General features: G+C 36.6%; 20 protein-coding genes, 1 pseudogene, 1 riboswitch and 2 other annotated features. Of the genes and pseudogenes, 4 read left to right on the top strand and 17 right to left on the bottom strand.

Annotation, left to right across the window (positions count from 1 at the left end; translation table 11 throughout):
• Nucleotides 1-16: 16 nt before the first annotated feature.
• Nucleotides 17-95: riboswitch (ZMP/ZTP riboswitch) on the bottom strand.
• A 210-nt stretch (nt 96-305) separates the two neighbouring features.
• Nucleotides 306-2,183, top strand: coding sequence for a molecular chaperone HtpG (gene htpG / locus LJC66_RS12210; protein ID WP_195693844.1), 1,878 nt, complete (start codon nt 306-308; stop codon nt 2,181-2,183).
• Nucleotides 2,184-2,213: 30 nt separating this feature from the next.
• Here the strand turns inward: htpG and LJC66_RS12205 are convergent, their stop codons facing one another.
• The 6 genes from LJC66_RS12205 to trhO all read right to left on the bottom strand — a co-directional run bounded on the left by LJC66_RS12205 (nt 2,214) and on the right by trhO (nt 7,980).
• Nucleotides 2,214-2,774, bottom strand: coding sequence for a tubby C-terminal domain-like protein (locus LJC66_RS12205; RefSeq protein ID WP_230932642.1), 561 nt, complete (start codon nt 2,772-2,774; stop codon nt 2,214-2,216).
• Nucleotides 2,775-2,829: 55 nt separating this feature from the next.
• On the bottom strand, nt 2,830-3,636 hold the full coding sequence (locus tag LJC66_RS12200) for a DUF817 domain-containing protein (RefSeq protein ID WP_230932641.1): 807 nt from the start codon (nt 3,634-3,636) through the stop codon (nt 2,830-2,832).
• Nucleotides 3,637-3,784: 148 nt separating this feature from the next.
• A complete protein-coding gene (gene hpaB, locus LJC66_RS12195; protein WP_195693850.1) occupies nt 3,785-5,221 on the bottom strand; it encodes a 4-hydroxyphenylacetate 3-monooxygenase, oxygenase component in 1,437 nt (478 codons plus the stop codon).
• Nucleotides 5,222-5,360: 139 nt separating this feature from the next.
• Nucleotides 5,361-5,723 (bottom strand): group I truncated hemoglobin, encoded by a 363-nt coding sequence (locus LJC66_RS12190; RefSeq protein WP_013083221.1) that lies wholly within the window; start codon nt 5,721-5,723, stop codon nt 5,361-5,363.
• A 223-nt stretch (nt 5,724-5,946) separates the two neighbouring features.
• The gene (locus LJC66_RS12185; RefSeq protein WP_025751869.1) at nt 5,947-6,804 is read right to left on the bottom strand and encodes an SMP-30/gluconolactonase/LRE family protein; all 858 of its coding nucleotides are present in this window, start codon (nt 6,802-6,804) and stop codon (nt 5,947-5,949) included.
• 207 nt (nt 6,805-7,011) lie between these two features.
• The gene (gene trhO, locus LJC66_RS12180; RefSeq protein WP_121945121.1) at nt 7,012-7,980 is read right to left on the bottom strand and encodes an oxygen-dependent tRNA uridine(34) hydroxylase TrhO; all 969 of its coding nucleotides are present in this window, start codon (nt 7,978-7,980) and stop codon (nt 7,012-7,014) included.
• Between the two features lie 334 nt (nt 7,981-8,314).
• Here trhO and LJC66_RS12175 point away from each other — a divergent pair, with 334 nt between their 5' ends.
• On the top strand, nt 8,315-9,118 hold the full coding sequence (locus LJC66_RS12175) for an alpha/beta fold hydrolase (protein WP_195693852.1): 804 nt from the start codon (nt 8,315-8,317) through the stop codon (nt 9,116-9,118).
• Between the two features lie 164 nt (nt 9,119-9,282).
• Here LJC66_RS12175 and LJC66_RS12170 read toward each other — a convergent pair whose 3' ends face one another.
• From LJC66_RS12170 to LJC66_RS12135, 8 genes are all read right to left on the bottom strand, one after another.
• A complete protein-coding gene (locus tag LJC66_RS12170) occupies nt 9,283-10,152 on the bottom strand; it encodes a GNAT family N-acetyltransferase (protein WP_230932640.1) in 870 nt (289 codons plus the stop codon).
• 143 nt (nt 10,153-10,295) lie between these two features.
• Nucleotides 10,296-11,075 (bottom strand): MBL fold metallo-hydrolase, encoded by a 780-nt coding sequence (locus tag LJC66_RS12165; RefSeq protein WP_230932639.1) that lies wholly within the window; start codon nt 11,073-11,075, stop codon nt 10,296-10,298.
• A 184-nt stretch (nt 11,076-11,259) separates the two neighbouring features.
• A complete protein-coding gene (locus LJC66_RS12160; RefSeq protein ID WP_014460050.1) occupies nt 11,260-11,595 on the bottom strand; it encodes an ArsR/SmtB family transcription factor in 336 nt (111 codons plus the stop codon).
• Nucleotides 11,596-12,024, bottom strand: a complete 429-nt coding sequence (locus LJC66_RS12155; protein ID WP_230932638.1) for an SRPBCC family protein — start codon at nt 12,022-12,024, stop codon at nt 11,596-11,598.
• A 185-nt stretch (nt 12,025-12,209) separates the two neighbouring features.
• Nucleotides 12,210-13,229: an STAS domain-containing protein gene (locus tag LJC66_RS12150; protein WP_182420575.1), complete on the bottom strand. Its 1,020-nt coding sequence runs from the start codon at nt 13,227-13,229 to the stop codon at nt 12,210-12,212.
• Between the two features lie 204 nt (nt 13,230-13,433).
• The gene (locus tag LJC66_RS12145; protein ID WP_181160216.1) at nt 13,434-13,598 is read right to left on the bottom strand and encodes a hypothetical protein; all 165 of its coding nucleotides are present in this window, start codon (nt 13,596-13,598) and stop codon (nt 13,434-13,436) included.
• Between the two features lie 264 nt (nt 13,599-13,862).
• Nucleotides 13,863-16,532: an MMPL family transporter gene (locus LJC66_RS12140; RefSeq protein WP_230932637.1), complete on the bottom strand. Its 2,670-nt coding sequence runs from the start codon at nt 16,530-16,532 to the stop codon at nt 13,863-13,865.
• Nucleotides 16,529-16,990: a MarR family winged helix-turn-helix transcriptional regulator gene (locus tag LJC66_RS12135; protein WP_230932636.1), complete on the bottom strand. Its 462-nt coding sequence runs from the start codon at nt 16,988-16,990 to the stop codon at nt 16,529-16,531. The genes LJC66_RS12140 and LJC66_RS12135 overlap by 4 nt, the downstream gene beginning before the upstream one ends.
• 255 nt (nt 16,991-17,245) lie before the next feature.
• Between LJC66_RS12135 and LJC66_RS12130 the strand changes: the two genes are divergently transcribed.
• Nucleotides 17,246-18,454 (top strand): MFS transporter, encoded by a 1,209-nt coding sequence (locus tag LJC66_RS12130; RefSeq protein WP_013057095.1) that lies wholly within the window; start codon nt 17,246-17,248, stop codon nt 18,452-18,454.
• Between the two features lie 64 nt (nt 18,455-18,518).
• Here LJC66_RS12130 and LJC66_RS12125 read toward each other — a convergent pair whose 3' ends face one another.
• Nucleotides 18,519-19,919: an amino acid permease gene (locus tag LJC66_RS12125; RefSeq protein WP_230932635.1), complete on the bottom strand. Its 1,401-nt coding sequence runs from the start codon at nt 19,917-19,919 to the stop codon at nt 18,519-18,521.
• 384 nt (nt 19,920-20,303) lie between these two features.
• Here LJC66_RS12125 and LJC66_RS12120 point away from each other — a divergent pair, with 384 nt between their 5' ends.
• Complete coding sequence (locus LJC66_RS12120) at nt 20,304-20,507, top strand: hypothetical protein (RefSeq protein WP_195693880.1); 204 nt, start codon at nt 20,304-20,306, stop codon at nt 20,505-20,507.
• Between the two features lie 171 nt (nt 20,508-20,678).
• Here LJC66_RS12120 and thrS read toward each other — a convergent pair whose 3' ends face one another.
• Nucleotides 20,679-21,896 carry a threonine--tRNA ligase gene (thrS, locus tag LJC66_RS12115; protein ID WP_049793997.1) on the bottom strand — a complete coding sequence of 406 codons (1,218 nt, stop codon included), beginning with the start codon at nt 21,894-21,896 and terminating at the stop codon, nt 20,679-20,681.
• 53 nt (nt 21,897-21,949) lie between these two features.
• Nucleotides 21,950-22,178: a binding site (T-box leader), on the bottom strand.
• Nucleotides 22,179-22,218: 40 nt separating this feature from the next.
• Nucleotides 22,219-22,445 (bottom strand) — a binding site (T-box leader).
• 402 nt (nt 22,446-22,847) lie between these two features.
• Nucleotides 22,848-24,588, bottom strand: a pseudogene (locus tag LJC66_RS12110) (sulfatase family protein).
• Nucleotides 24,589-24,610 lie beyond the last annotated feature (22 nt).

Here is a 24,610-nt window from a genome sequence, read left to right as displayed (position 1 = left end):
ATATGTATTAATCCCTTACCTCTGCCCAGGCGAACGGCTACGTCACTATATGCTTCCTCACGGTTATCCGCGTTTCGCCAGTCACATATAGTCTTTGAAATTAAGTATATTCTAGCAAACTCTTTCAGAACGTTCAACCTTTTTTTAAAAGTTTGCTTTTTTCAGTCTAATTTTTAATCTCTTTAGTGAATCTCCTAATATATTGACAAATATCCTAATACATGTTAAATAAAAAGAGTGATTAGCACTCTATCCACTCAAGTGCTAATTATTTTATAAGCCCTATTTGGAAAGGAGAACTTCTTATGTCAAAAAAAGAATTCAAAGCCGAATCAAAGCGATTATTAGAGATGATGATTAATTCCATCTATTCTCAAAAAGAAGTATTTTTGAGAGAACTTCTATCAAATTCAAGCGATGCAATCGATAAAATTTATTACAAAGCCTTAACAGACGACTCCTTGCGTTTTAACAAAGAAAGCTATTACATAAAAGTAACACCACATAAAACTAACCGTACCTTAACCATTACGGATACTGGGATTGGCATGACGCAAGAAGAGCTTGAAAGCAGCTTGGGCACAATTGCGCGAAGCGGTTCCCTTGCGTTTAAAAATGAAAATGAAACAAAGGACGGACACACGATTATTGGCCAATTCGGCGTTGGGTTTTACGCAGCGTTTATGGTGGCAGATGTCGTAACGGTGATTAGTAAAGCGTTAGGCAGCAATGAAGCCTATAAATGGGAATCTACTGGTGCTGATGGTTATACAATCGAACCTTGCGAAAAAGAAACGGTTGGAACTCAAATCATTTTAAAAATCAAAGAAAATACAGAAGATGAAACATATGATGAGTATCTAGAAGAGTATCGTTTAAAAGAGATCATTAAAAAATATTCAGACTTTATCCGCTACCCGATTAAAATGGACATAACGGAAAAACGTCCTAAAGAAGGTTCTGATAACGAGCTAGAAGATTATACAGAAGAGCAAGTTATCAACAGTATGGTACCGATCTGGAAGAAAAACAAAAATGAATTGACTTCAGAAGACTATGAGCAGTTTTATTCAGAAAAGCGCTACGGGTTTGATAAACCGCTCACTCACCTTCACATTAATGTGGATGGAACGATTCGCTACAATGCTATTTTATTTATTCCAGAAAATAGTCCGTTTGATTACTACTCAAAAGAATTTGAAAAAGGACTTGAACTGTATTCAAACGGCGTATTAATTATGAATAAATGCGCAGATCTTCTTCCAGACTACTTTAGCTTCGTGAAAGGTATGGTAGATTCTGAAGATTTATCTCTTAATATTTCGCGTGAAATCTTACAGCAAGATCGCCAGCTTCAGCTGATTGCCAAAAACATCGGCAAGAAAATCAAAAATGAATTAAAAAGTTTGCTTAAAAACGAACGTGAAAAGTACGAGAAGTTTTATGAATCATTTGGCCGCCAGTTGAAGTACGGCGTTTACAGTGACTTTGGCAGCAACAAAGACGTATTAAAAGACCTGCTTTTATTCTATTCTTCTACAGAGAAAAAGCTCGTAACACTAGATGAGTATGTATCGCGCATGCCTGAGGATCAAAAGTATATCTATTATGCATCAGGCGAATCGTATGACCGAATTGAAAAGCTTCCTCAAGCAGAATTGGTTACAGATAAAGGGTACGAAATTCTGTATTTCACAGAAGATATCGATGAATTTGCAATTAAAATGTTAATGACGTACGAAGAAAAAGAATTTAAATCTGTTTCAAGCAGTGACTTAGGGATTGAAGCAGAAGAAGAACAGCTCAATGAGTCTGAGGAAAGAGAAAATAAAGAGCTATTTGACTATATGAAAAAAGCTTTGGCGGGAAAAGTAGGAGATGTGCGCGCGTCTAAACGTTTAAAAACACACCCCGTTTGCTTATCAGCTGATGGTGAAGTAACGATTGAAATGGAGAAAATTTTAAGTGCTATGCCTGATAACCAGCATGTAAAAGCAGAAAAAGTGTTAGAAATTAACGTAAATCATGATGTATTCGCTTCTTTAAAAGATGCATTTGAAAATGATAAAGGGAAATTAGACCTTTATACAAATTTATTATATAACCAAGCTCTTTTAATTGAAGGCTTATCTATTAGTGATCCAGTTGAATTCACAAATGATATTTGTAAAATTATGATATAAAAATCAGGCGCAGAATCATTCTGCGCCTGATTATATGTATGGCATAATAAAATTAGTTATATAGTAAGAAGCGATAAAAATGAGTACGGGCAGTTCTTCTGTTACTCTTATTGAGTGTTTGCCTTCTTTAAAATGAAAAAGCTCTGATTTAAATTCTGCGACTTTTTCTCTTTTTCCATTAAAAATACACGCTTCCTCTACGGCTTCATGACTGTTTAACATGTAGACGTTATTTCCCCATCTAATTTCTTGTGCTCCTTCGTTTTTGATTATTCCTTTCCCTAATAGATACCCCACTGTTTTTCCACTTTCTTTTATCACCCACCGGTGTTTTTTTATGTGATCAATAAACACCGTTCTTCCTTCCCATTGAACTTGTAAATGTACCTTTAAGCCGCAGGAAAAGATAGGAAACCAAGAAATAGAATCTAAAACTGGAAGTCCATCACGAGTTAAAAAATCAATACTTTTAGTCCACATATTTTTATGCATTCTCTTAAGCTGTCCGACATTTTCTCCATTTTCATTTGTAACTGCTACGGTCTTCCCCGCTGATTTAAAATAGGGAAAATAAAAAATATATTCCTGCATATAAGCCTCCAAAGCTTCTGTACCTTATATTAACAGCGTGTACATAGTTATGTTTCTATCTTTCATATATTTCGTTTGTTTCTTTTGATTTCTTCCTTTGTTTAAATTGGCTCTGATTTTCTTTTAAATGCTTTAGTAAAGCAACAATCAAGAAACTAACAATCACAAGAAGAAGCCAAGAGCTAATTTTACTTATATGAACCATTGTCCACTGCTGCTGTTGATCTGGATACTGCCATGCTCCGAAAAATGTTGCGATATTTTCAGCGATCCAAATGAAAAAGCCTATCAGTACAAAAGACAATACTAAAGGCATGCGATATGTACGTTTGTTAACCGTAAAATACACAAAAGCTCGATAAAAAATAAGTAAAGTAAAAAGTTTTAAAAACCAGCGGAAGTCGTAAATAAAATGATGCGTGAAAAAATTAAGGTAAATAGCCATACTTAGTATACTGACAATCCACGTAGAAGGCCAATTCGTAAGCTTTAATTCAAGCCTTCTCCACACTTGGCACATGTAGCTGGCTACACTAGCATACATAAATCCGCTGTACAGCGGAACTCCCCAGACTTTAGTGAAAGCTTTTTCCGGATAGCTCCATGAGCCCATATGAACTTTGTAGAGTTCTAACGCTAGTCCAATTAAATGAAATACTGCGATGACTTTTACTTCATCAAGCGTTTCGCGTTTAAACATCACCATTAAAACTTGAGTTCCTAGACAGACTAATAAAATAAGGTCATATCTAGAAATAAACGGTACTTCAATTATTTTTGTCAGAGCCAATGTAAGAAAAATAATAACAGGAAAAACACAGGATTTTGCTTGTTCTAAACCAAAATAGATTAATTGCTTCATTGTAACATCCTATCTTTATAGTATTCCTTAGTATTTTCACAGAAATGATTCTCTGAAAATTATTGCAGATTTTTCAAATTTATTCAATAAGCATCTCCGCTGTTTTTGTAACGAAACTATCATACCCAGCGGAGATCATTTTTCTCCATTAACTTTTCAAAAAATCGGTTACTCGCTGTACATAGCCCTCTTTATCGTAAGATAAGTACAGATAACTAGTTAACTGTACAGGCTCACCAAAGAAAAAACGTTCATACAGCGTTTCTCTTGTGCCAAACGGACTCATCGTTAAATCCCACGCTAGTCGAAAAAGCTTAATTCGATCTTCTGCTCCTCTCGATTTAGCTTGCAAATAACGCGTAATATCTTCTTTAACCAATGAGCGGCACGTATTTTCTGTTGGTATTGCCATTAGTCCGCTTGCACCTAAAAGCTGGATAATTTCTGTAAAGGTAGGATATGTTTTTGAAAATATATTTGCGGCAATACGAAGTGTAGTTTCATTCGGACGCATGTATCCCCATGGATCAATCTCCGCTTCTTCTTCTGCTTTCATCACGAGAGCTTTCATCGTTTCTAACGCAATAATAAGCTCTGTTGCTTTTTCTCGTACATGCGGATAGTCTGTAATGTTAATGGTTTCAATCAGAGATTGTACAATTCCTAATACAAATTCTGTTTTGACAATTCTCCTTGAAGTTACTTGATGCAGAGCAAAAGCTGAGAAAGAACTAGAAGCAAGGAATGTATTTGATACGTCTACATTTTCATAGAAGAACACGCGATTCCACGGTACTAATACATGGTCAAAGACAACAATTGTATCCATTTCTTCGAATCTAGAACTTAATGGATAATCAAACGTCGACTCTTTTCCTGCAAATGATTCTCTACAAATAAATTTAATTCCTTTTGTATTACTTGGAATTGAAAAAGCAAACCCTTTTTCTTTTCCTTGAATGCCCGCTGAAGACAGTACGAGCAGCTCATCTGTCATTCCGCCCTGTGTAGCAAGCAGTTTCGCGCCTTGGATAACGATTCCCTCATTGTTTTTATCAACTATTTTTGCAGCTATCGGTTCGTCGTTTTGCTCGTAATAAAATTGGATTCGATTGACTTGAGGATCGATGAATGTATGAGTGAGCGATAAATCTTGCTCTCTCACATATTCATAATAAGAAAGGATGTTTTCAGGAAAGCAGTTTTCCGTTCCTCTCAGGAGTTCTGCAGAGGATGCAAAAGCCATTAATACGGTATTCATATAATCTGGACTTCTTCCCATCATACCATGGGTTAATTGCGCCCATTGCTGGGTCATCTCTCGTCTTTTTTTTAACTCTTCTTTTGTTTTAGGCTGTAAATAAGATGTACCAACAAATTCTTTAGAAGACGGAGATTGATATGTCATGATATCTTTAATTTTTTTATCATGCTGAAGATCATAAAGCTTAGCTTGACTGTTAATGGCTCCTTTAAAAGCCGGATGTTCTGATATATTGCCTGTTACGAGCTTGCCATCAATCCATACATTTGCTTTTAATTGATTAATTCTCTCTACGTATTGCTTCCCATTAATTGCTGACATACTCCCACTCCCAGACTTTCGATAAATATTTTTACCTATTGCATTTTTATCATATTACGATGTCTTTTCCATGTTTCCTTCATACATCACAGCTTTGAGCACAAAAAAAGAAGGTCACAGTAACCTTCTTTTTTATAATTTATTTATATTGAATATCATTTCTTAAGGATTCAACTTTATTTAATGCTTGGTCAATATCCGGCTCTTCAACATTAAAGTGAGCAAGTGCATCGTGAAGATGCTTAGCAATTGCATTAAAATGTTCGGGTTGAATATTCATATTTGCATGTGCTTTGGCCATCGACTTTCCTGAATATTGATTCGGGCCACCTAAGGCAAAACTTATAAACTTAGCTTGATGCCGACGCTGTTTATCCATGTCCGTATGCTCGAAAAAGTGACTGACCGTTTCGTCTTTTAATACGAGTTCAGAATAAAAATAATCAACTACTTTTTCAATCGCTTCTTGTCCGCCCACTTTTTCATACAATGTTTGTTCCAAAACAATTCCTCCTTTTGTACCTTTTCCCATTATTACCCAATAGAAGTGTTCATATTCTTTAAAAGGCTTCTTTATGGAAATTCGTTGTCCCCATATTTTATTCCTCTTCCACATAAAGAATAAAATGTAAAGAAGTGAACACAATGTAAAGGAATTGTAGAAGCTGCATGTAACATCTCTCGTTACTAGGCTTAGGAATCATTACATTTTCACAAGCGCTTATCTAATATACGTAAGTATAAGCAGGGACGCCTTTCACTCCTACTCGGCATGAAAAAAGAGAGCCGGCAGCTTCTTCGTATTTTTCTTCTTCCTTAGCTGTGGTGATAAATAAGGTTTGTAAATCGTCTCCTCCAAATGTACAGCAGGTTACATTGGAAACAGGAAGATGAATAGATTCTATAATTTCTCCTTTATCTGGATCTACACAAATGACTTTCGAACCTCCCCAAAGTGCTACCCATAATCGATCATGTTCATCAATTGTCATTCCATCGGGAAACCCGTCCATATCCGAAAGGTCAATCACCACTTTTTCATCTTCGAGCCTTGTTGTTTCTTTCGAAAATGAATAAGACATAATTTTATTTTTCGGTGAATCAACCAGAAAGAATTTGTCTCCTGTTCGATTCCAAGCTAGCCCATTTGACACGCTTAATCCTTCTTTAGCGCTCTTAATGACACCTTTTTCATCTACTACGTACAGCTGGGCTTTTCCTTCTTCATCTTCTTCACTCATCGTTCCAATCCAAAAGCGATTATATGGATCACATTTCCCGTCATTAAAACGCATGGTTTTTTCAAGAGTATCTAAACGGATATACTCTTCATGATTCTTTTTGTTTTTATCAACTAAAAGCAGCTGATTACGGGTAGAGACAATCAATTTTGAATGATTGGTTTTAGAAACGCTTGTAACGACTGAAGGAAGAGCAATATCTTCTAAGGTTGTCGTTTTTGGATCGTACGTAAGAAGCTTTTTATCTAAGATGTCTACTAACACTAATTTTTGATTTTCTTCATCCCATAGGGGTCCTTCAAGCAAACGGCCATCGTACTTTTTTTCAATTTTTGCTTCCATTTTCAAGCTCCTTTTTCATTTTTATGTACAATCATTTTTTTATAATCGCTTTCTCAAAAAAACATTCTTTTAAACAAATAGAAAAAGTTAGGAATATCTTTCCTTTTTCATAAATACCCGTTGTATGACATTCTTTAAACACCAGGTTCTAAGAGAATCTTTTCATAAAAAAAGCAGCACGCTTTGTATAGCGTGCTGCTTTTTTTATTATAAAGTTACGTGTTCTTTTTCAAGCTCTTTAACACGTGCTGCAAACTCTTCTTCTGTTAACCCGTGTTCTTTTACATAGCGGTTACGAGGACTCACTCGGCATTCATGTGAACAAGCGCGTAAATATTTGTGTTCATTTTCTTCAGAAGCTAAGATTTTCTTATTGCATTCTGGGTTTGCGCAGTTAACATAACGTTCACAAGGATCGCCGGTAAAGTGGTCTTTTCCGACAATCACATGCTCTTTTTGGTTAACTGGTACGCTGATGCGCTCATCAAATACATAGCACTGACCGTCCCATAGTTCACCTTGTACTTCAGGATCTTTTCCGTATGTTACAATACCTCCGTGAAGCTGGCTTACGTCTTCGAAACCTTCTTCAACAAGCCACCCAGAGAATTTTTCACAGCGAATACCGCCTGTGCAGTAAGTTAAGATTTTTTTATCTTCAAACTGATCTTTGTTGTCGCGAATCCATTCAGGAAGCTCACGGAAGTTTCGAATATCCGGACGAACAGCTCCTCGGAAATGACCTAAATCGTATTCATAATCGTTTCGTGCATCAATTACGACAGTATTCTCATCTTGCATCGCTTGATAAAATTCTTTTGGGCTTAAGTAATTACCCGTTACGCGAAGAGGATTCACATCTTCTTCTAATCGAAGAGTTACTAATTCTTTGCGGTGACGCACGTGCATTTTTTTGAACGCATGTTCATCTGCTTCGTCTATTTTAAATACAATACCTTCAAAACGAGGATCATTTTTCATCGTTTCCATGTATTTATCTGTTTGTTCAACTGTTCCTGATACCGTTCCATTGATCCCTTCAGCCGCAATTAAAATGCGTCCTTTTAATTCAAGCTCTTTACAAAATGCCAAGTGCTCAGCTGTGAACTCTTCAGGATTTTCAATTGGAGTGTACAAATAATATAGTAGTACTTGATATGGTTTTCTTTCAGTCATGTTGCTTCTTCCACCTATCTGTTTATATTTGCAAGATATAATGCATGTAGGTCGGTTATTGTGAACCGAATTGATGGTAACAATTCATTACTTAAAGGTACATTACGACAAAAACAACATCCTTTTTATGAGGATGCTTCTATCTAAAAAGTATTACAGTGAATGATTGTTTCAAAAACATACAGTATTTAAGCCTGTAATAGTATAACATATCAAAGCGTCCACTTCTAGGATTTGTTCGTCAATAAAAATTTTATTGACGCGATACGTTCTACCTGAATTTTCCCGCGCATACATGATGAGATATAAATCTTTGAGATTGGGGGCGAAAATAATGCCTTTTTATACAGTAAAAGACAGTGCAACTTTGTACTATGAACAACAAGGGGAAGGAACACCTATTATTTTCATTCACGGAGTTTGGATGAGCAGTCGTTTTTTTCACAATCAGCTTTCTTTTTTTTCGAAACAGTATCAAACTATTCTTTTGGATTTAAGAGGACATGGAAATTCAAGTCATACTCCATACGGCCATACAATTTCCACTTATGCTCGTGATGTGCATGAGTTTATAACCACTCAACAATTAAAAGACGTGATATTAGTAGGCTGGTCGATGGGTGCTTTTGTTGTGTGGGAATATTTGAAACAATTTGGTCAAGAAAATGTAAAAGGGAATATTATTGTAGATGAAATGGCTTCAGACTTTAAATGGCCAGATTTCCCGATCGGTGCATTTGATTTACCTGCGCTTATTTCGCTTATGCAGGGTATTCAACTTGATCGAGCAAGTACATTAGAAAATTTTATTCCGCTTATGTTTAAGGATGAATTAACTGAAGAAGATAAACATTGGATTATGAAAGAAGTAACGAAAATGCCTGAGTCGATAGCCAGTGCTATTTTGTTTGATCAATCCATTGTGGACTATCGAGATTTTCTCCCGTTTATTACAATCCCTACCTTACTGTGCTTTGGAAAAGAAGAAAAGCTCATTCCGGTAGCAGCTGGAAGACATATTCAAAAGCTGGTTTCAGGTTCTGTACTTGAAGTTTTTGAGAACAGCTGCCACTGCCCTTTTCTTGAAGAAAGCGATCGATTTAACAAAGTTGTGAGCAACTTTATCGAACATATCTAATTTACAAAAAAAAAGAATTGTCTTATTTCTAACGGATTCGGTTGATAAAAAGAAGCATAAGTTAGAAATACAAATCAGCAATATAAATGATAAGTAAAAGCGCTCGAAAAAAATCCGAGTGCTTTTACACTTAATGTTCTGCCCCCTCATTAAACTTAACTCTTTTACAGTTTAAGGCAATAACTTATAAGAATATTTTTTACTTCAAAACCAACTTTCATATATACTCGATTTGCTTGACTATTCGGCCTATCAACAGTTAGTTTAATTTCATTAATTTCCGGGAATGAAAACATCTCGGTTAAAACTTCTTTTAACAACATCGTTCCTAGACCTTGACTCTGAGCATTCTTCGAAATACAAATATACTCCAATGAGCCCTCTCCCATTTCAGTATCGACTTCAAAGTACGCATAACCTTGCAACTCGTTAGAAATATTTTTGAGTATCTTTAACATATTTCTATCGTTAAGTCTCTCAATAATTGTTTTTCCATTGTAATAAGTATTTTGAAACATTGCATTGTGTAGTGTTTCAAATGCTTGAAAATCACTATGTTTAAATGACTCACTTTTCATTTCAGTAACTTTATCAAAATTTTGTTCTTTAATTTCTAAGATCAAGTGTTCACCAGTCTTTTTTGCTTTTATTTCATTCATAAATACTTGTTGCAGCTCATTTTCTTCATTGATAAAAAAATGAAATTTTTGAATCAAAGGGTTTTCATTAACTAACTGTTTCCATAATTGAGATTGCAAATAAATAGAAGATGTTTTATTAAAAGGTCCCCACACTTCTGCTACTGTTTCTTCGATATCAAACCCAATAGCTGCTAAAATTTCTCCTGTCCTATTTCTAGCGATTAAAAATTTAATATCACCCTCGTCACTAATAAAATCTTCTTTTAATGTCTGGTGGATTTCTTCTTCTTTTTTACCACAATAACCAATGTGTGATGTTTTCTTTCTATTTATTTCTGATAGAAATCGAGATAATTCACCAATGTTAGTAGCTTTTTCTATAATACTCTCCATAACACTATCCCTTCTTTAAATCCAATTTAGTGTCATGTTCGTTCCTACTGCAAGATATTCCTGCATCCCAACCTCTTCTGCCTCGTTAGTTTGGAATTATTCTTCTACAATATATAAAAAATCCTTTCTGTGCATCACTATACTTAAGGTAATAAAATCTCGCGTCCGTCATAGGCAAAGCTTACGTTTTCATCTGAGAGCATCTCGGCGTGCTTTCGGATATCGATATCATGTGATAAATGAGTAAATACCATGTTTTTGGCTTGCAGCTTCGCTTTGATCTCCACTGCCTCTGTCACGTCATATACGGATCTTTTTTCTTTTTGAAGATATTCTTTCCAGAAAGATGTACCAAATATCAGTAAATCTAAGTGGTAAAAGGGCTGCCACTGTTCTTTTGTCACATTAAAAGAATCGGATACATAAGCCCAGCGTTCGCCCTGTTTTTGATGAACCACAATGCCGTAGGAATGACCGTTAAATCCGTGATTTACTTTATGAAACGTAATCGTTGTTTCTCCACTATCCCATTTTAACGTTCCTTTAAAGGTAAGCCCTTTTCTTTTTGCGAGATAAGGAAATCTTTCGGTTAACTCGCTGATGACTTCAGGCGCTCCTACGACTTCTGTATTTACATTATTCCAATAGCATAAGTCAGCTAAATCTCCTAAACCAGCCACATGATCATTGTGAGGGTGCGTAATAAATACAGTAGAAGGGATTTTTTTGTTATTATATAAATGAAATTGATGTTTAAAATCAGGTGAGACATCAATCAAAAACACGTTACCGTTCATTGTAAATTGTGCACTAGGTCTTGTGCGCTGATTTAATGGATCTTTTTGTATACATACTTTACAGTCACATAATAATCGAGGCACTCCTTGAGCATCGCTCGTCCCGTAAAATAAAAGCTTGTTCATTACTCTATTTCCCCCTTTTTTTCTTCTAAAGGTCTATCTTTTTATTTCAAGAAATGTCCTATGTTGTTCTGCATCTTTCCTTTATTTGTCCTTCTAGAATAAAACCAGCTTTTATGTAAAACAGCCAGTCTTTTTAACGACTGGCTTTGCTATATCCCCTATAAAAAACGTTTTTATGCTTTTTCTATTGATTTCTTTCTTCATCTCTTTCAACAATATGCTGAAGAATAGATAATTTGTTCGTCCAAAATTGTTCGTAGTAAGAAAGCCAATCTTTTACTTCTTTTAAAGGCTCTGGCTGAAGATAATACACTTTTTCTCTGCCTTTTTTTTGTCCATGGACTAAGTCTGCTTCTGAAAGTATATGAAGATGCTTGACAACAGCGGTACGGCTTATTGAAAAATGAGACGTTATTTCTGAAATAGGCAATTCTTTTTCAGAAAGCAGCTCAAGTACTTTTCTTCGAGTAGGATCAGCAATGGCTTGAAAGATATCATGCTTGGCAGCTGATGAAGTCATTTAGTTTTCAACAACCTTTCGAAGTTTTTCATTCACGAGACTAATCCACCCGTAGCTCATTCTATCTCGTACCACTGAACTCTTTTCGTTTGCTTTTTCAAGAGGTGTTTCAGCTTCTTTCCATCCGCTATGAATAAGAGTAAATTCAGTTTGATTACCCATTTCTTTTAAGGTAAACGAAACGACCCATCCATCCGTATCCCAAGAGAAAGAAAGATAGTTTGGTGCATCTATTTCTAATACTTTACACGGAGATGGTCCAAAAGGCGATTGTAAATGAAATTCATATCCTATCTGAGGCTGAAAATCATTAGGCATGACCCATTGTTGGAGCCCTTCTGAGGTTGCTACTTTATCCCAAACTTTTTGAATCGGCGCGTTAAAGATTATCGTCTGTTTTACATCTTCTACTACACTTTTATCATTCATCGTTATCTTCATTCTCCTTTTTTAAAAAATAACACCAAAAGGTTTCATACGAGAATGATATAACACCTTTTGATTTCATGTCAATTCCTTTGAAAATGAAATCCTTCAATACATCTCCGTTCCTTGATAAAGAAAGTTGTTATGATGTTGAATGAGTGCATTTTGTTATATTTCAAATATATCTTTTAAACAATGCTTCGTCCGCTTTGTGCCAATGCATAATGAATGCCGTGCTGCAATGTTTGAAAACAATCATATTTTGATAAATCAATATGGGTCTCTGATATAACTAAGCCTAAGTCAGCAGAAATTCCTACTAAAATTGTTTTCGTACCAATCAGGGACGCTGCTGCACCTAATTTTTCGATAAGACTTGCCGTATATTCAGTAAGTTCTTTATCCAATCCGGTTAAATCCAGCACAAGATAATTAGCCTGATGTTTTGGGAGGTTATTTAATGTATTGACAATCAAATCTTCTGTTCGATCCTCATCGTATTTGCCAATCAAAGGAACGACGACTATGCCTTCCAAAACCGGAATAATAGGAGAAGAAAGCTTTTTAATAAGATCTTTTAACTCTGCTGTTTTTTCTGCTACAATGTTTTGCAAATGTTCTATTTTCTGCGCTTCTTTTCTTCTGGCTAATTGATGAATATTTTGAGTGATATCAATGTTGGAAGGGAAGTATTCTACTGTGGTGTATTCATGCCCTTCTATTTGATGTTGAATCACCTTGTACCAAATATTTGTTCCGAATAGTCCTGTAAAAATCCCTGCATAATGGGCCGGAAGAAAATTTCCTCCCTTTGTTTTCTTTTGCGCCACGTTAATTTTATGTTCCCAACTGTCTTTTAATTCAGCAGATAGAGTTTTACTTTCAGGATTTAAATATTTAATAGTTGTTTTTCCCCATCCAGCCGAAGCGTATGTATTTGTAATTAACTCAGCCGCTTCAAAAACCGTTACGCCTTTCATATTTTGAAAGTACTCTCCTACTACTAATCCTTGTCGGAAACCAGTGGTTTCCAGTACTACAGAAGCTGCCTCTTCTCCAGATATTTCTTCGATTGTGTCAAACAATGTTTTCATCGCAGAAGAAATCCAAAAAAGGATCGCATCTTCTCCTTCAAAGCTAAATTGTCCCTTTTCTAAATCCCACGCAAAATTAAGACCACCTATATCAATATTCTTTTTTTCACCCATGGCGGAATCTCCTTTTTATATAATCTCTCTACTAATAGTGGTTTTTACGTAAAAGTGAGTATGAATTACCTTAGATGCTACTTTTTTTAATCTTATCATTATTATTAGTTCTAAAGGAACAATTCTTTTCAAACTACTGGGCTTGTAATTGTGATTAAATAAAAAAAGCTTCTTAAATAAAATAGAAGCTTTTTGCCGAAGTATTTAGTTTTCTTCTTTACCTTGGCAGCTCGGACACTCATAAACATGTACAAAATAAAGTCCAATATGGTGGAATCGTTTCCCTAAGCAATCTGGACATGTTCCTGCTTCGCGCATTTGTTCTCGTCGTTTGTCTCGTTGATTAGCGAAGAAATTTACAAATTTCATAAAAGAACCTCCCTCATGTTTTTGACTATAGGTTTTCCTGATGAGAGGTCTTTTATTCGACTAGGTGTATTTATAAAAGCACCTGCTTGATTGTGCTTTTAAACTATACTCACGTTTTCCAATAATACAAAAAGGATAGATAGAGCATTCTTATGACGCTCATCTATCCTTCATTTTTATCCTATATAATGCTTAACGCTATACAGGCGTTTATCACTATTTCCTAACAAGTATCTGATTTTTGATACAGCTAGCATATACAAGTTATTCTTCTACTTTGTATTTTTCTTTTTTCCGAATAAACGGCCACCAGTTTCCTTCTCCAAGCGTTACGACAATCGCTGGCATAAGAAGCGGAAGAATGACAAGGCCATAAAGTAAAAGACCAATAATAACAACCGTTGCTACATGAACAAGTGTTAATACACCCGATGGCATCATAGCCCCAAACGTTCCGGCTAAGATAATAGCAGCAGTGATAATAACCGACCCCATCTTACTCATAGACGTAACCATCCCTACTGCTACGCCGCTTTTTACTTCTTCGTTAAAACGGTCTAACAAGAAAATAGAGTAGTCAATTCCAAGGGCAACTAAAATAACAAAACTAAAGAATGGCACGGCCCAGCTGATTCCGTCATTCCCCATTATATCCACGAATAGAAGCTCTGAGATTCCCATTGCTGTATAATACGTAAGCAGCAGTGAAGCAATCATGTATACAGGCATGATCATTGAACGGAATAAAATGGTCAGCACAATAAACAATCCAATCATCATAATAACCATTGTGCGTGAAAGATCCGTTGTGGATAAATCTTTTAAATCTGCATTCGAGCTCGATACGCCTCCGTACACAATTTCTGTATGCTCAAACGGCGTATCAACGACTTCGCTTGCCACCGCTTTTTCAATATTTTTTACGGTTGAAATGGCTTCTTCAGAATATGGATTTTGATCGAGCACTACACTGAGCTTAACTCCTTTTCCATCTGCAAAAGAATAGCTATCGATGGATTGTTTAAACCCTTTATCTTTCATCACTTCTGCTGGAAGGTAAATACCCGTATCTCTAACTGTTGAGCTGTCACTCATGTTATCAAGCATATCTGTTGCTTTTGTTAAGCCATCTGAGATCTTCGTCAGTCCGTCATTCGCACTGTTAACGCCTTTTGCTAACTGATTGATACTGTCTGATAACGCTCCAACTTGACCTTGCTGAGCTGAAAGATTCTCATTTGCTTGTTGGAGACCAGTTTGAATGGTAGTAAGCTGTTTACTGATTGCAACAAGCTGCGGAACCGCTTGCTGCACATTTCCTGTTGTAGAGAGCTGAGTGCTGACAAGCTGCAGCTGTTGATTAATTTGAGCTAATCCATCTGCAGCAGGTGCAAGCGACCCGCCAGATTTCTCTTTAGAAGCAGAACCCGTTTGGTCAGCTATTTGATTTAGCCCTTTTTCAACATCACTTAATCCTTTTTGTACATCTCCGATTCCTTTAACAGCATCTTTGATTCCATCTGATGCAGAGCCTAGCTGTGAATTAACATATAAATCATCAATCTTTTCTCCGGTAGGCTGTGTGATAGTCATAACAGAATCCACGTGATCCACTTTTTCAATTGCTTTGCTTATATTTCCTAAATAAGGAATAACATCCGCCTTTGTTAACTCTTTATCTCCTTTAATAATAACATTGACAGGAAACGCTTTTCCTTCTCCCAGTGCATCACTGATAGCATTTAGTCCTTTTATAGATTTATAATCACTGCTTATTTCAGCAGTAGAATCAAACGATACTTTTGAGTCGTACGTGACAATAAAAGGCACGGTAATAATCGCTGTAATGACTAAAAACACGAACGGTCGCGCCACTGCCTTTTTCCCTAAAAAGCCCCACAGCTTATTATCGCTATGAGAAGCCACTTTTTTAGACGGCCAAAATAATTTTTCTCCAAGCGTAACCATAAAAAGTGGAAGCAGAGTAAATAAAATGACTAGCAGTACACCTACGCCCACTGCTACCCCGACAGCCGACTGGAAAATGGCAAACTTGGCAAATCCAATGGCTGCAAACCCAATAAATACGGCAATTCCGCTGATAAATAGCGTTCTTCCTGCTGTACGATAAGCCGTGATCGTGGCCTCTACTTTATCATGTCCGTTTGCCAATTCTTCACGGAAACGATTAAGTAAAAGAATGCAGTAATCCGTACCAATTCCAAACAAAATAGCTACTAAGAACGTTTGCGTGAACGTTGAGATTGGAAAATCGACATTTTTAACTAAAATCCCTAGTAACGATTGACTGATTAAGTATGTGATTCCCACAATTAAAATAGGAATAAACGGCGTCACGACTGAACGGAAAACGAGTAAAAGCAAACCTAAAATCAAAAAGATAGTAATAAACTCCGTTTTCTTTAACCCTTCTTCTGAACTGTGTGCAAAATCCTGATTGATAAGAGATGCACCTGTTACATATGCCGTAGTGTCTTTTGGTACGCTATCATAAATCTGATTCGCTATTTTTTCAACTTTTTCATCCGATCCACTGACAGTAACCGGAACTAAAACGGTTTTTTTGTCTTTAGACATTAATTGATTACGAACATCTTGATCATCTGTTAAAGGCGTTGTGACATCTTTTACACCTTTAATTTTCTCTGTCTTATCAATGATTTTCTGTATTTGTTTCTCACTGTCTTTATCTAATGCGTTATCTAACTTGATAACCATGCTGATGGTATTACTGTCTTCTCCAGCATTTTTTAGAATTTGGCTGGCTCTGGATGAAACGGCATCGTCGGGAAGCTGAGACTGCCCTTTTTCACTTGCGAGCTTTGTTAAATTTGGTGACGTTAGCATCAATATACCTGTTAAAGCTAAAATAAAGGCCGCAATCACCCATTTAAATTTCACAATAAATTTCATTCTTTGCTTTCCCCTTTTGTAGTTAACTTTTCTTTTGCCATTGTAAGAATTTCAATAAATGTATCTATTTTTTCTTCTTCTACATCATCAAACAAATTCTCAATGATACTAAAACACGCGGCATTTCCGTCATTTATTACCTTTTCTCCTTCAGCCGTAATCTTAATAAGCTTAGAACGTTTATCGCTCTCTAGTTCATTAGTGTCCCACTCCACAAGCCTTTTTTCGAGCAGCTTTTTGATTCGATTCGAAATAGCACTTTTATGAACACCTTGCAAGACAGCAAGACTGCCAGGTGAAGATGGACCTTTAATCATTAAACTATTTAACAAATCAAACTGCTGCCTAGAGACATGTTCGAAGAGGTTATGGCTTATCTCTCTGTGAATTACTTCTGTTCCTACAAACAGCACTTCTTCAAAAAGTTCTACAGCTTGATATAACTTGCTTTTCGTCACTTCTTTCCCTCCTTTGCACATTTAGTTTATAGGTATAAACTATTCAACTTTAAAAATAGTTTATAGGACTAAACTTTATTCTGTCAATAAATTTATGTCTGACTGTCTTCATATATGATAAAGATAAATGGAATTCGAAAAGATACCGCTTACATCAGCTTTTTTGGTTGTCAAAGCTCAATCACTTAAGTATTATTAGTAATTGACTTCTTTTCAAGGAGATATAAATTTTATACACAGAAAGGGTGATCACACATGAATACAATGCATGCTAATGAGCAGGTCAGTAAGAAAGATTCCTTTCCAATTGCTCTCATCTCATTGACTCTTGGAGCTTTTGCTATCGGAATGACGGAATTTGTTATTATGGGGATATTGCCTAACGTTGCGGAAGACCTTCACGTTAGCATTTCGACTGCTGGCCAACTAATTACAAGCTATGCTTTAGGAGTAGCAATCGGCGCGCCAATTTTAACCATTTTTACTCATCGACTTCCTCAAAAGCTTCTGCTTTGTTTACTTATGCTTTTATTTATTCTCGGAAATGCGATTGCTATTATTGCACCTAGCTATGGAATTTTAATGGGAGCTCGTTTAGTTACGGCATTATGTCACGGTACTTTCTTTGGAGTAGGCGCTGTTATTGCTTCACGGCTCGTACAACCTCATAAACGTGCAAGTGCTGTGGCAACGATGATGGCAGGTTTAACCATTGCAAATATAATCGGCGTTCCTGTGGGAACATTCATTGGGCAACACTTAGGCTGGAGAGCTTCGTTTGGAGCTATTACGATCATGGGGATTATTGCATTTATTGGTATTATTCTGTTTATCCCAAAGCTTGGTCAAGACAAATTAACGGGTCTAAAACAGCAGTTTGCTGCTTTTACTCAACCAAAACTTCTTGTGATGCTTCTTTTAAGCGCAATAGGATGCGGTAGTTTATTTACTGTATTTACGTACATTACACCGCTTCTTGAAGACGTTACAGGAGTAAGTGAACATAGCGTTACGTGGATACTTGTATTATATGGATGCGGAGTTACGCTCGGAAACGTTGTTGGAGGCAAGCTAGCAGACTGGAAGTTAATGCCTTCGGTTGTAGGTATATTTGCTTTTCTTTGTATTGTGCTGACTATTTTTACGTTTACCGTTAAAAGCCCAACAGCAGCGATTATCACGCTGTTTTTCTGGGGGGCAGCAGCATTTGCTGTAATGCCTGGTATTCAAGTGAAAATTATGAACTTAGCACAGGAAGCACCTGCTTTAGCTTCTACTTCGAATCATTCGTTTGCTAACTTAGGAAATGCTTTTGGCGCCTTTTTCGGAGGCGTAATTATTAACCATATGGGACTTACTTCACTTCCTTGGGTCGGCGCCATTTTTGTAGGAACGGCTTTTGTTATCAGCACTTGTCTTTTTATTGTGGAAACACGCAAAAAACATAGTGAACAATCGTCCTAACTGTCTAACAACCGAACAACAAGTAAAAAAGAGCCTTTCTTTGCTGAAAGGCTCTTTTTTACTTTTAACTCGCTTTTTTCATTTCTTTACTTGTTAATCGACTGTGTTTACGAGAATAACCGACATATACAACTATACCAAGCACAATCCATATGCTAAAATACAGCCATGTTGTTTTAGGAAGATTAATCATTAAAAATAAACAAGATAATACAGATAAAATTGGTAAAACCGGGACAAACGGCATTGTAAATCCACGTTTTAAAGTTGGATGCGTTTTACGTAAGATGATAATGCTGACGCCCACCATGCCGAAAGTTAAAAGAGCTCCGATATTTGCTAAATTCGCAAGTTCTTTTAGATCTATAAATCCTGAAATTAACGCTCCGATAATCCCTACTAGCCAAGTAGAAAGAATCGGAACTCCTGTTTTCTCGTTTGTTTTGGCAAATGCTTTTGGCAACAAGCCGTCGCGGCTCATTGAGAATAAAATGCGTGTTGCTGCATAAATGTAGGCGAAAATAACAGCCATGATTCCAATGACAGCTCCTGCAGCAATAACTCCTGCCACTGCATTTTGTCCTACTGAATGAAGAACATAGGCCATTGCTTCTGGAACATTCAGTTCCTTGTACGAAACAACTCCGGTCATAACAAGGCATACTGCTACATAAATAATCGTGCAGATCACAAGTGAACTAATAATTCCAATGGGCAAATTGCGCTGCGGATTCTTTACTTCTTCTGCTGATGTAGATAAGGCATCGAAACCTAAGAAAGCAAAAAATACGGCCGCTCCCCCTGTCACAACACCTTCAATTCCATAAGGCATAAAAGGTGTCCAATTAGACGGTTTTACATAAAAAGCTCCTACAATAATGAAGAGAAGGATAATAAACAATTTAACAAGTACCATAAAGTTATTCACTTTTTTACTTTCTTTTGTTCCTCTTGAAAGCAGCCATGTAATAAGAAGCGTAATACAAATAGCAGGAAGGTTTACTAGGCCTCCATTTGCAGGGATTGTAATCAATTCTTTTGGCAGTGAAAAACCAAAGCCTTCTAAAAAGTTGTTAAAATAAGAAGACCAGCCGTTTGCTACTGCTGACATCGTTAACAAATAGACAGAAAGCAACGTCCATCCCATTAAGTGCGCTACCACTTCGCCGATGGTTGCATATGTATAGGTGTAAACGCTCCCAGATACAGGTATAGTTGAAGCAAATTCCGCATAGCACAGCGCTGCAAAACCGCATACAATAGAAGCCAATATAAAAGAAAAAATAACGGCTGGCCCAGCATCGTTAGCAGCTACTAAGCCTGTTAATACTAAAACCCCCGTTCCGATTACGGCTCCAATACCAAGAAGAGTCAAATCGAATGCTCCTAATGTTTTGACTAGAGATTTGTTTTGACTTTGTTCTAATAATTGCTCGATTGACTTCTTTTTAAATAGTTTTCCCATTGCACTCTCTCCTTTCTGTTGCCACTCATCCATTAAAAACTTGAAAATAACGTCTTTCCCATTTGCCTGCGCGTTTTCACTTCAGATACAGTAGTAATTATATAGAAATAATTACTAACTTGTCTATTAGTATACTAATATCATTATATATATTTCAAGAGTTTTTGTAAGCGATTTCTTATCATTGCTCTATTTTGTATTTATAAACTAAATAAAGAGATTATCATTATGCTTACGTATAATAAGTTTGAATAAAAATAATATTCTGAAAAATTATTTTATATTTTTTTTAAATAACTTTTTTACTAACTATCTTCAGATATAAATTCCTGACATAGAGATTATTTACAGAACGATGAATGTTTTATCTTACCGGGTGTTATAATGATGAAAACTGAAGTGTATGAAGGGCGGAGAAAGATGATTAACTTACTTATTGGCTGTATTTTACTAGCATTAGGAGTATACTTTATGTTTAAATTTCTTTTTTACTCTCCTTCTAAAAAGAAGCGAGATCAGCAAAACATAAACAAACCATCAGGTGAAGCTTCAGCTTCATCCACAAACGATTCGAATAGAATAAGATAAATTTTTTTATAAAATAACGGCGTTTATCTAAGACAAAAGTTACACTGCCGATATATAATATTTTATACCCTTCTAGTTCAATATTCCCTTCATTTTGGTGTAAGACAAGATGAAGGGAATCACTATCCGACTTAAAAAATCGGATTTTTCTATTTAGCAAGGTAAATGGCTTCAATAAACTCCGTTTGAATTTTTTTCTTTATTCAAGTTTACAGCTGCCTCTTCCACACTTATTGTTCCTATATTTTTCTTCCCATGCTTTCGCATAGCAAGCGATTCATTTTCCACTTCTTTATCTCCTATCACAGCCATATAAGGAACTTTCAGCATTTCTGCTTCTCGAATTTTTAGCCCTATTTTTTCAATGCGATCATCTACTTCCACACGATATCCTTTTAACTCCATCTCGTGTTTCACTTTATATGCATATTCCATATGCGGCGGTGCAATAGGCAATAGTTTGAGTTGAACAGGAGCCAGCCAAAGAGGAAATTGACCTTCGTAATGTTCAATCAAGATGGCCATAAATCGTTCAACGGAACCGTATATAGCGCGGTGAATCATTACGGGACGATGCGGTTTATTGTCTTCCCCAATATACATACAGTCAAACTTCTCTGGCATTAGAAAATCAAGCTGAACTGTTCCGCACTGCCAGCTGCGACCTAAGGAATCTAAAATATGAAAATCGATTTTCGGCCCATAAAAAGCTCCGTCTCCTTCATTAACCTGGTAATCTAAGCCTTTTTCACTTAACACAGATTGAAGCGACTTTTCTGCTTGGTTCCATGTTTCAATATCTCCCATGAATTTTCCAGGTCGTGTGGATAGCTCCACTTTGTAATCGAAGCCAAAATGTGAGTAAAAGTCATGGATAAACGCTAGGATGCGGCTAATCTCAGCTTCAATCTGACTGAGTTCTACGAATAAATGAGCGTCGTCCTGTGTGAATGAACGGACTCTTAGCAATCCGTTTAAAGAGCCAGAAAGCTCGTGGCGATGAACTAATCCAAGCTCTGCGTATCGAATCGGAAGTTCTCGGTAGCTTCTTCGCTTGCTGTTAAACAACAAAATGGCTCCCGGACAATTCATAGGTTTAATCGCATAGTTTTGTTTGTCAACATTTGAAAAATACATATTCTCATGATAGTGCTCCCAGTGTCCTGATTGTTCCCATAGCTCCTGTTTCATCATGATTGGTGTTTTTATCTCCTGATAGCCTGCTTTGTAATGCTTTTGTTTCCAGTAGTTTTCTAACTCATTTCGAACAATCATTCCGTTAGGTAAGAAAAACGGCATGCCAGGAGCTTCTTCCATCGACATAAACAGCTCCAGTTCTTGACCTAATTTTTGATGATTTCGCTTTTCTGCTTCCATTTGTTTTGACATGTTCATTCCTCCAATATGTTTTTATTCAACAAAAAAGCCGCACTCATCCCTAGTAAAGGGACGAATGCGGCCGTGGTACCACCCTAATTCCGTAAAATACCCATACGTATTTTACGCTTAAAAAGATAACGGTTTTACCGGTTGCGGTTTCAGTGTATATACATTCCCCGCCGCAGCTCCAAGGTGGTAAATTCATTTCGTTTTCTAAGGGTTCTCAGCCAGTGACCCTACTCTCTGTAAAGAAAATCCAAAAATGATTCATGTCCTTTTCATTGCTCGTATATTCATTTTTTCTACATAAAAAAACCGCACTCATCCCTAGTAAAGGGACGAATGCGGCCGTGGTACCACCCTAATTCCGTAAAATACCCATACGTATTTTACGCTCAAAAAAGATAACGGTTTTACCGATTGCAGTTTCAGTTATGCACGTTCCCTGCAATAGCTCTAAGGTGGTAAATTAGATGATTTCTTAAGGGCTCTCAGCCAGTGACCCTATTCTCTGCGAAGAAAACAGCACCTAATTCATGTCCTTTTCATTGCCAAATACTGTTTATTAGTTGTTAAAAGCGATTATAGTGTATAAATTTAACAGAAGTCAAGAGATAATTTTTTATTTTTTAATGGTATAGAATTACTTTATGCTTGAATTCTTGAAAAGTTACTTAAGAATATACGGACTTAAAAAGTTTTTTATTATACTATTAACGACTACATTCTATTCTTATTTTTACCTTTATTTTCACAACAATAAAGCGCAAAAGAAAGATACCGTAAGTCCTTATTTGTTTTATCTAAGCGGAATTAACGAAGTAAAACCAATACTATCCCAAACCAGAACAAGTAACATAGCACAAGCATCATCAGGTTTTTTTATTTATATACTAAAATATTAAATATACCTTTTTCTGCTCACCCAAATAGTTGACTTAAATCCGTAGAAACTATTTTTTATCTATCTTTAGACTGAAGCTCATCATACATACTTCCACTTTGCGGAAAAATCCGTTTTGTCCTGATTTGTTCTTTAAGAATAACATCAAGCTGCCGCTGAATTTCCCTTGTTTCATTTGTCGAAAAGTACGGGTGAGCCAGATTTACTGTTTCTAACGGATCCTTGGTCAAATTGTACATTTCAATTTGATCGGGAACACGTGTTGTTTTGAGGGTAGTAAGACTTACAGGGTAACCTTCATATTGCTCTCCGTGAATGAATTCATCTTTTTTGTCATCTGCTGACCAAAATTGCGGATTATCATGATAGCGAGCGTATTTCCAAATTTCCTTTCCTGCCGCTGACGAAAACTCGACAATGACCGCTTGAATGTGATTAGGCTGAACAACTGACGGGTAGCTTTCTCCTAAAAAACTTGTTTGGTGAAGTCCTTTTGTCGGGTCATCATCCGTCATGAAGAAAACCGGTGTTTGCTCTTGCTCAAGAGACGATTCTCCTCGAAGTATACCTGACAGGTCTCGCCCAACAAATGGATGTACTTCCGTATGACTTTTTTGTAATTGCTTTTGAACAGCGGAAGCATTGATATTAGCTAAACTAAGCATTGTCGGGATCAAGTCAACGTGACTAGTCATCAGGTCTGTACGTTGATAATTGGTAAACAAACATTTGTTGTGAATGAGAAGCGGAACGTGAATAGATTCTTCATACATGTTGTACCATTTTTGATGTAGTCCCCCGTGAGCTCCAAGCAAATCACCGTGATCAGACGTAAAAATAATAATTGTATTTTCATAGAAAGAAGATTGTTCTATGGTCCGAAGAACTTTTAAAATTTGTTTATCAACATTTTTTTGCAGCTGATAATACAAGCGCCGGTAGAAGCTAGAATTTGGCGTTGGCTGCAGCGCTTTTGGATAGAGTATTTATAGCTGCTTTGAGCGCAAGGCTTTGTTTGTAAAGGTTCTCTAATGGTAGGCGGCGGATCGATGTTCGGAATCGTCTCATCAATAGAAAACTGAAACATAGGAAGGTGTTTGGTAATCGCTCCAAACAGCGCAATGTCATGCGGGTTCACAAACGAAGCTACCATGAGCCAAGGCTGCTCAGTCGCTTGATGTTCTAATCGTTGAATAAGCTCTATGATTTCCTCTGCATATATTTCGTCTCGTCCGCTCACTCCAACGGCCGCAGATGAACCAGAATTGTGCGGGTTTCTCCCTTCCGGTTCTGGACCAATCCACCCTGAAAAACCAAACTTTTCAAGCTTATTAGCCCGTTGATAGAGGCATTCTTTTTCCGGATCCGGTATTCCTGTTTGCATCTGGTAGCTAGAAAAAACATTATGTGTTCCTGGAATTAAGATGTTCTCATCAGAAATGTGCCATTTTCCTTTATAAAAGGTTTGATACCCAGCCTGCTTAAAATAATCCCCCATCGTCGGGACGGTATTAGGCTGCAGCCAAAACATATCAGGATCTTGTGACTTCTTTGCGATACCTTGCGTTTGCGTAACTCCGTGCAAGGAAGGATACTGCCCTGTAAACAATGTAGCTCGACTTGGTGAACAAGCTGTAGAACCGACGTAGTGAAGGGTAAATTCCATTCCATGCTGTTTTAAAAATTCATGTGCTTTTAAATGTTTTTTCTCCACTTTTTTAGTTCTTTACTTTCATATAAGGGTGGAAATCGCTCCTCGTCCACGACAATTAACAAAAAATTAGGCTGTTTCTGCATGTTTACTCCTCCGCGTGTTTAT

This window comes from Priestia sp. TSO9 (assembly GCF_021029645.1).
Classification (GTDB): domain Bacteria; phylum Bacillota; class Bacilli; order Bacillales; family Bacillaceae_H; genus Priestia; species Priestia megaterium_E.
The sequence above is the reverse complement of the archived record's forward strand: the minus strand, read 5'-3'. Positions and strand labels throughout refer to the sequence as shown.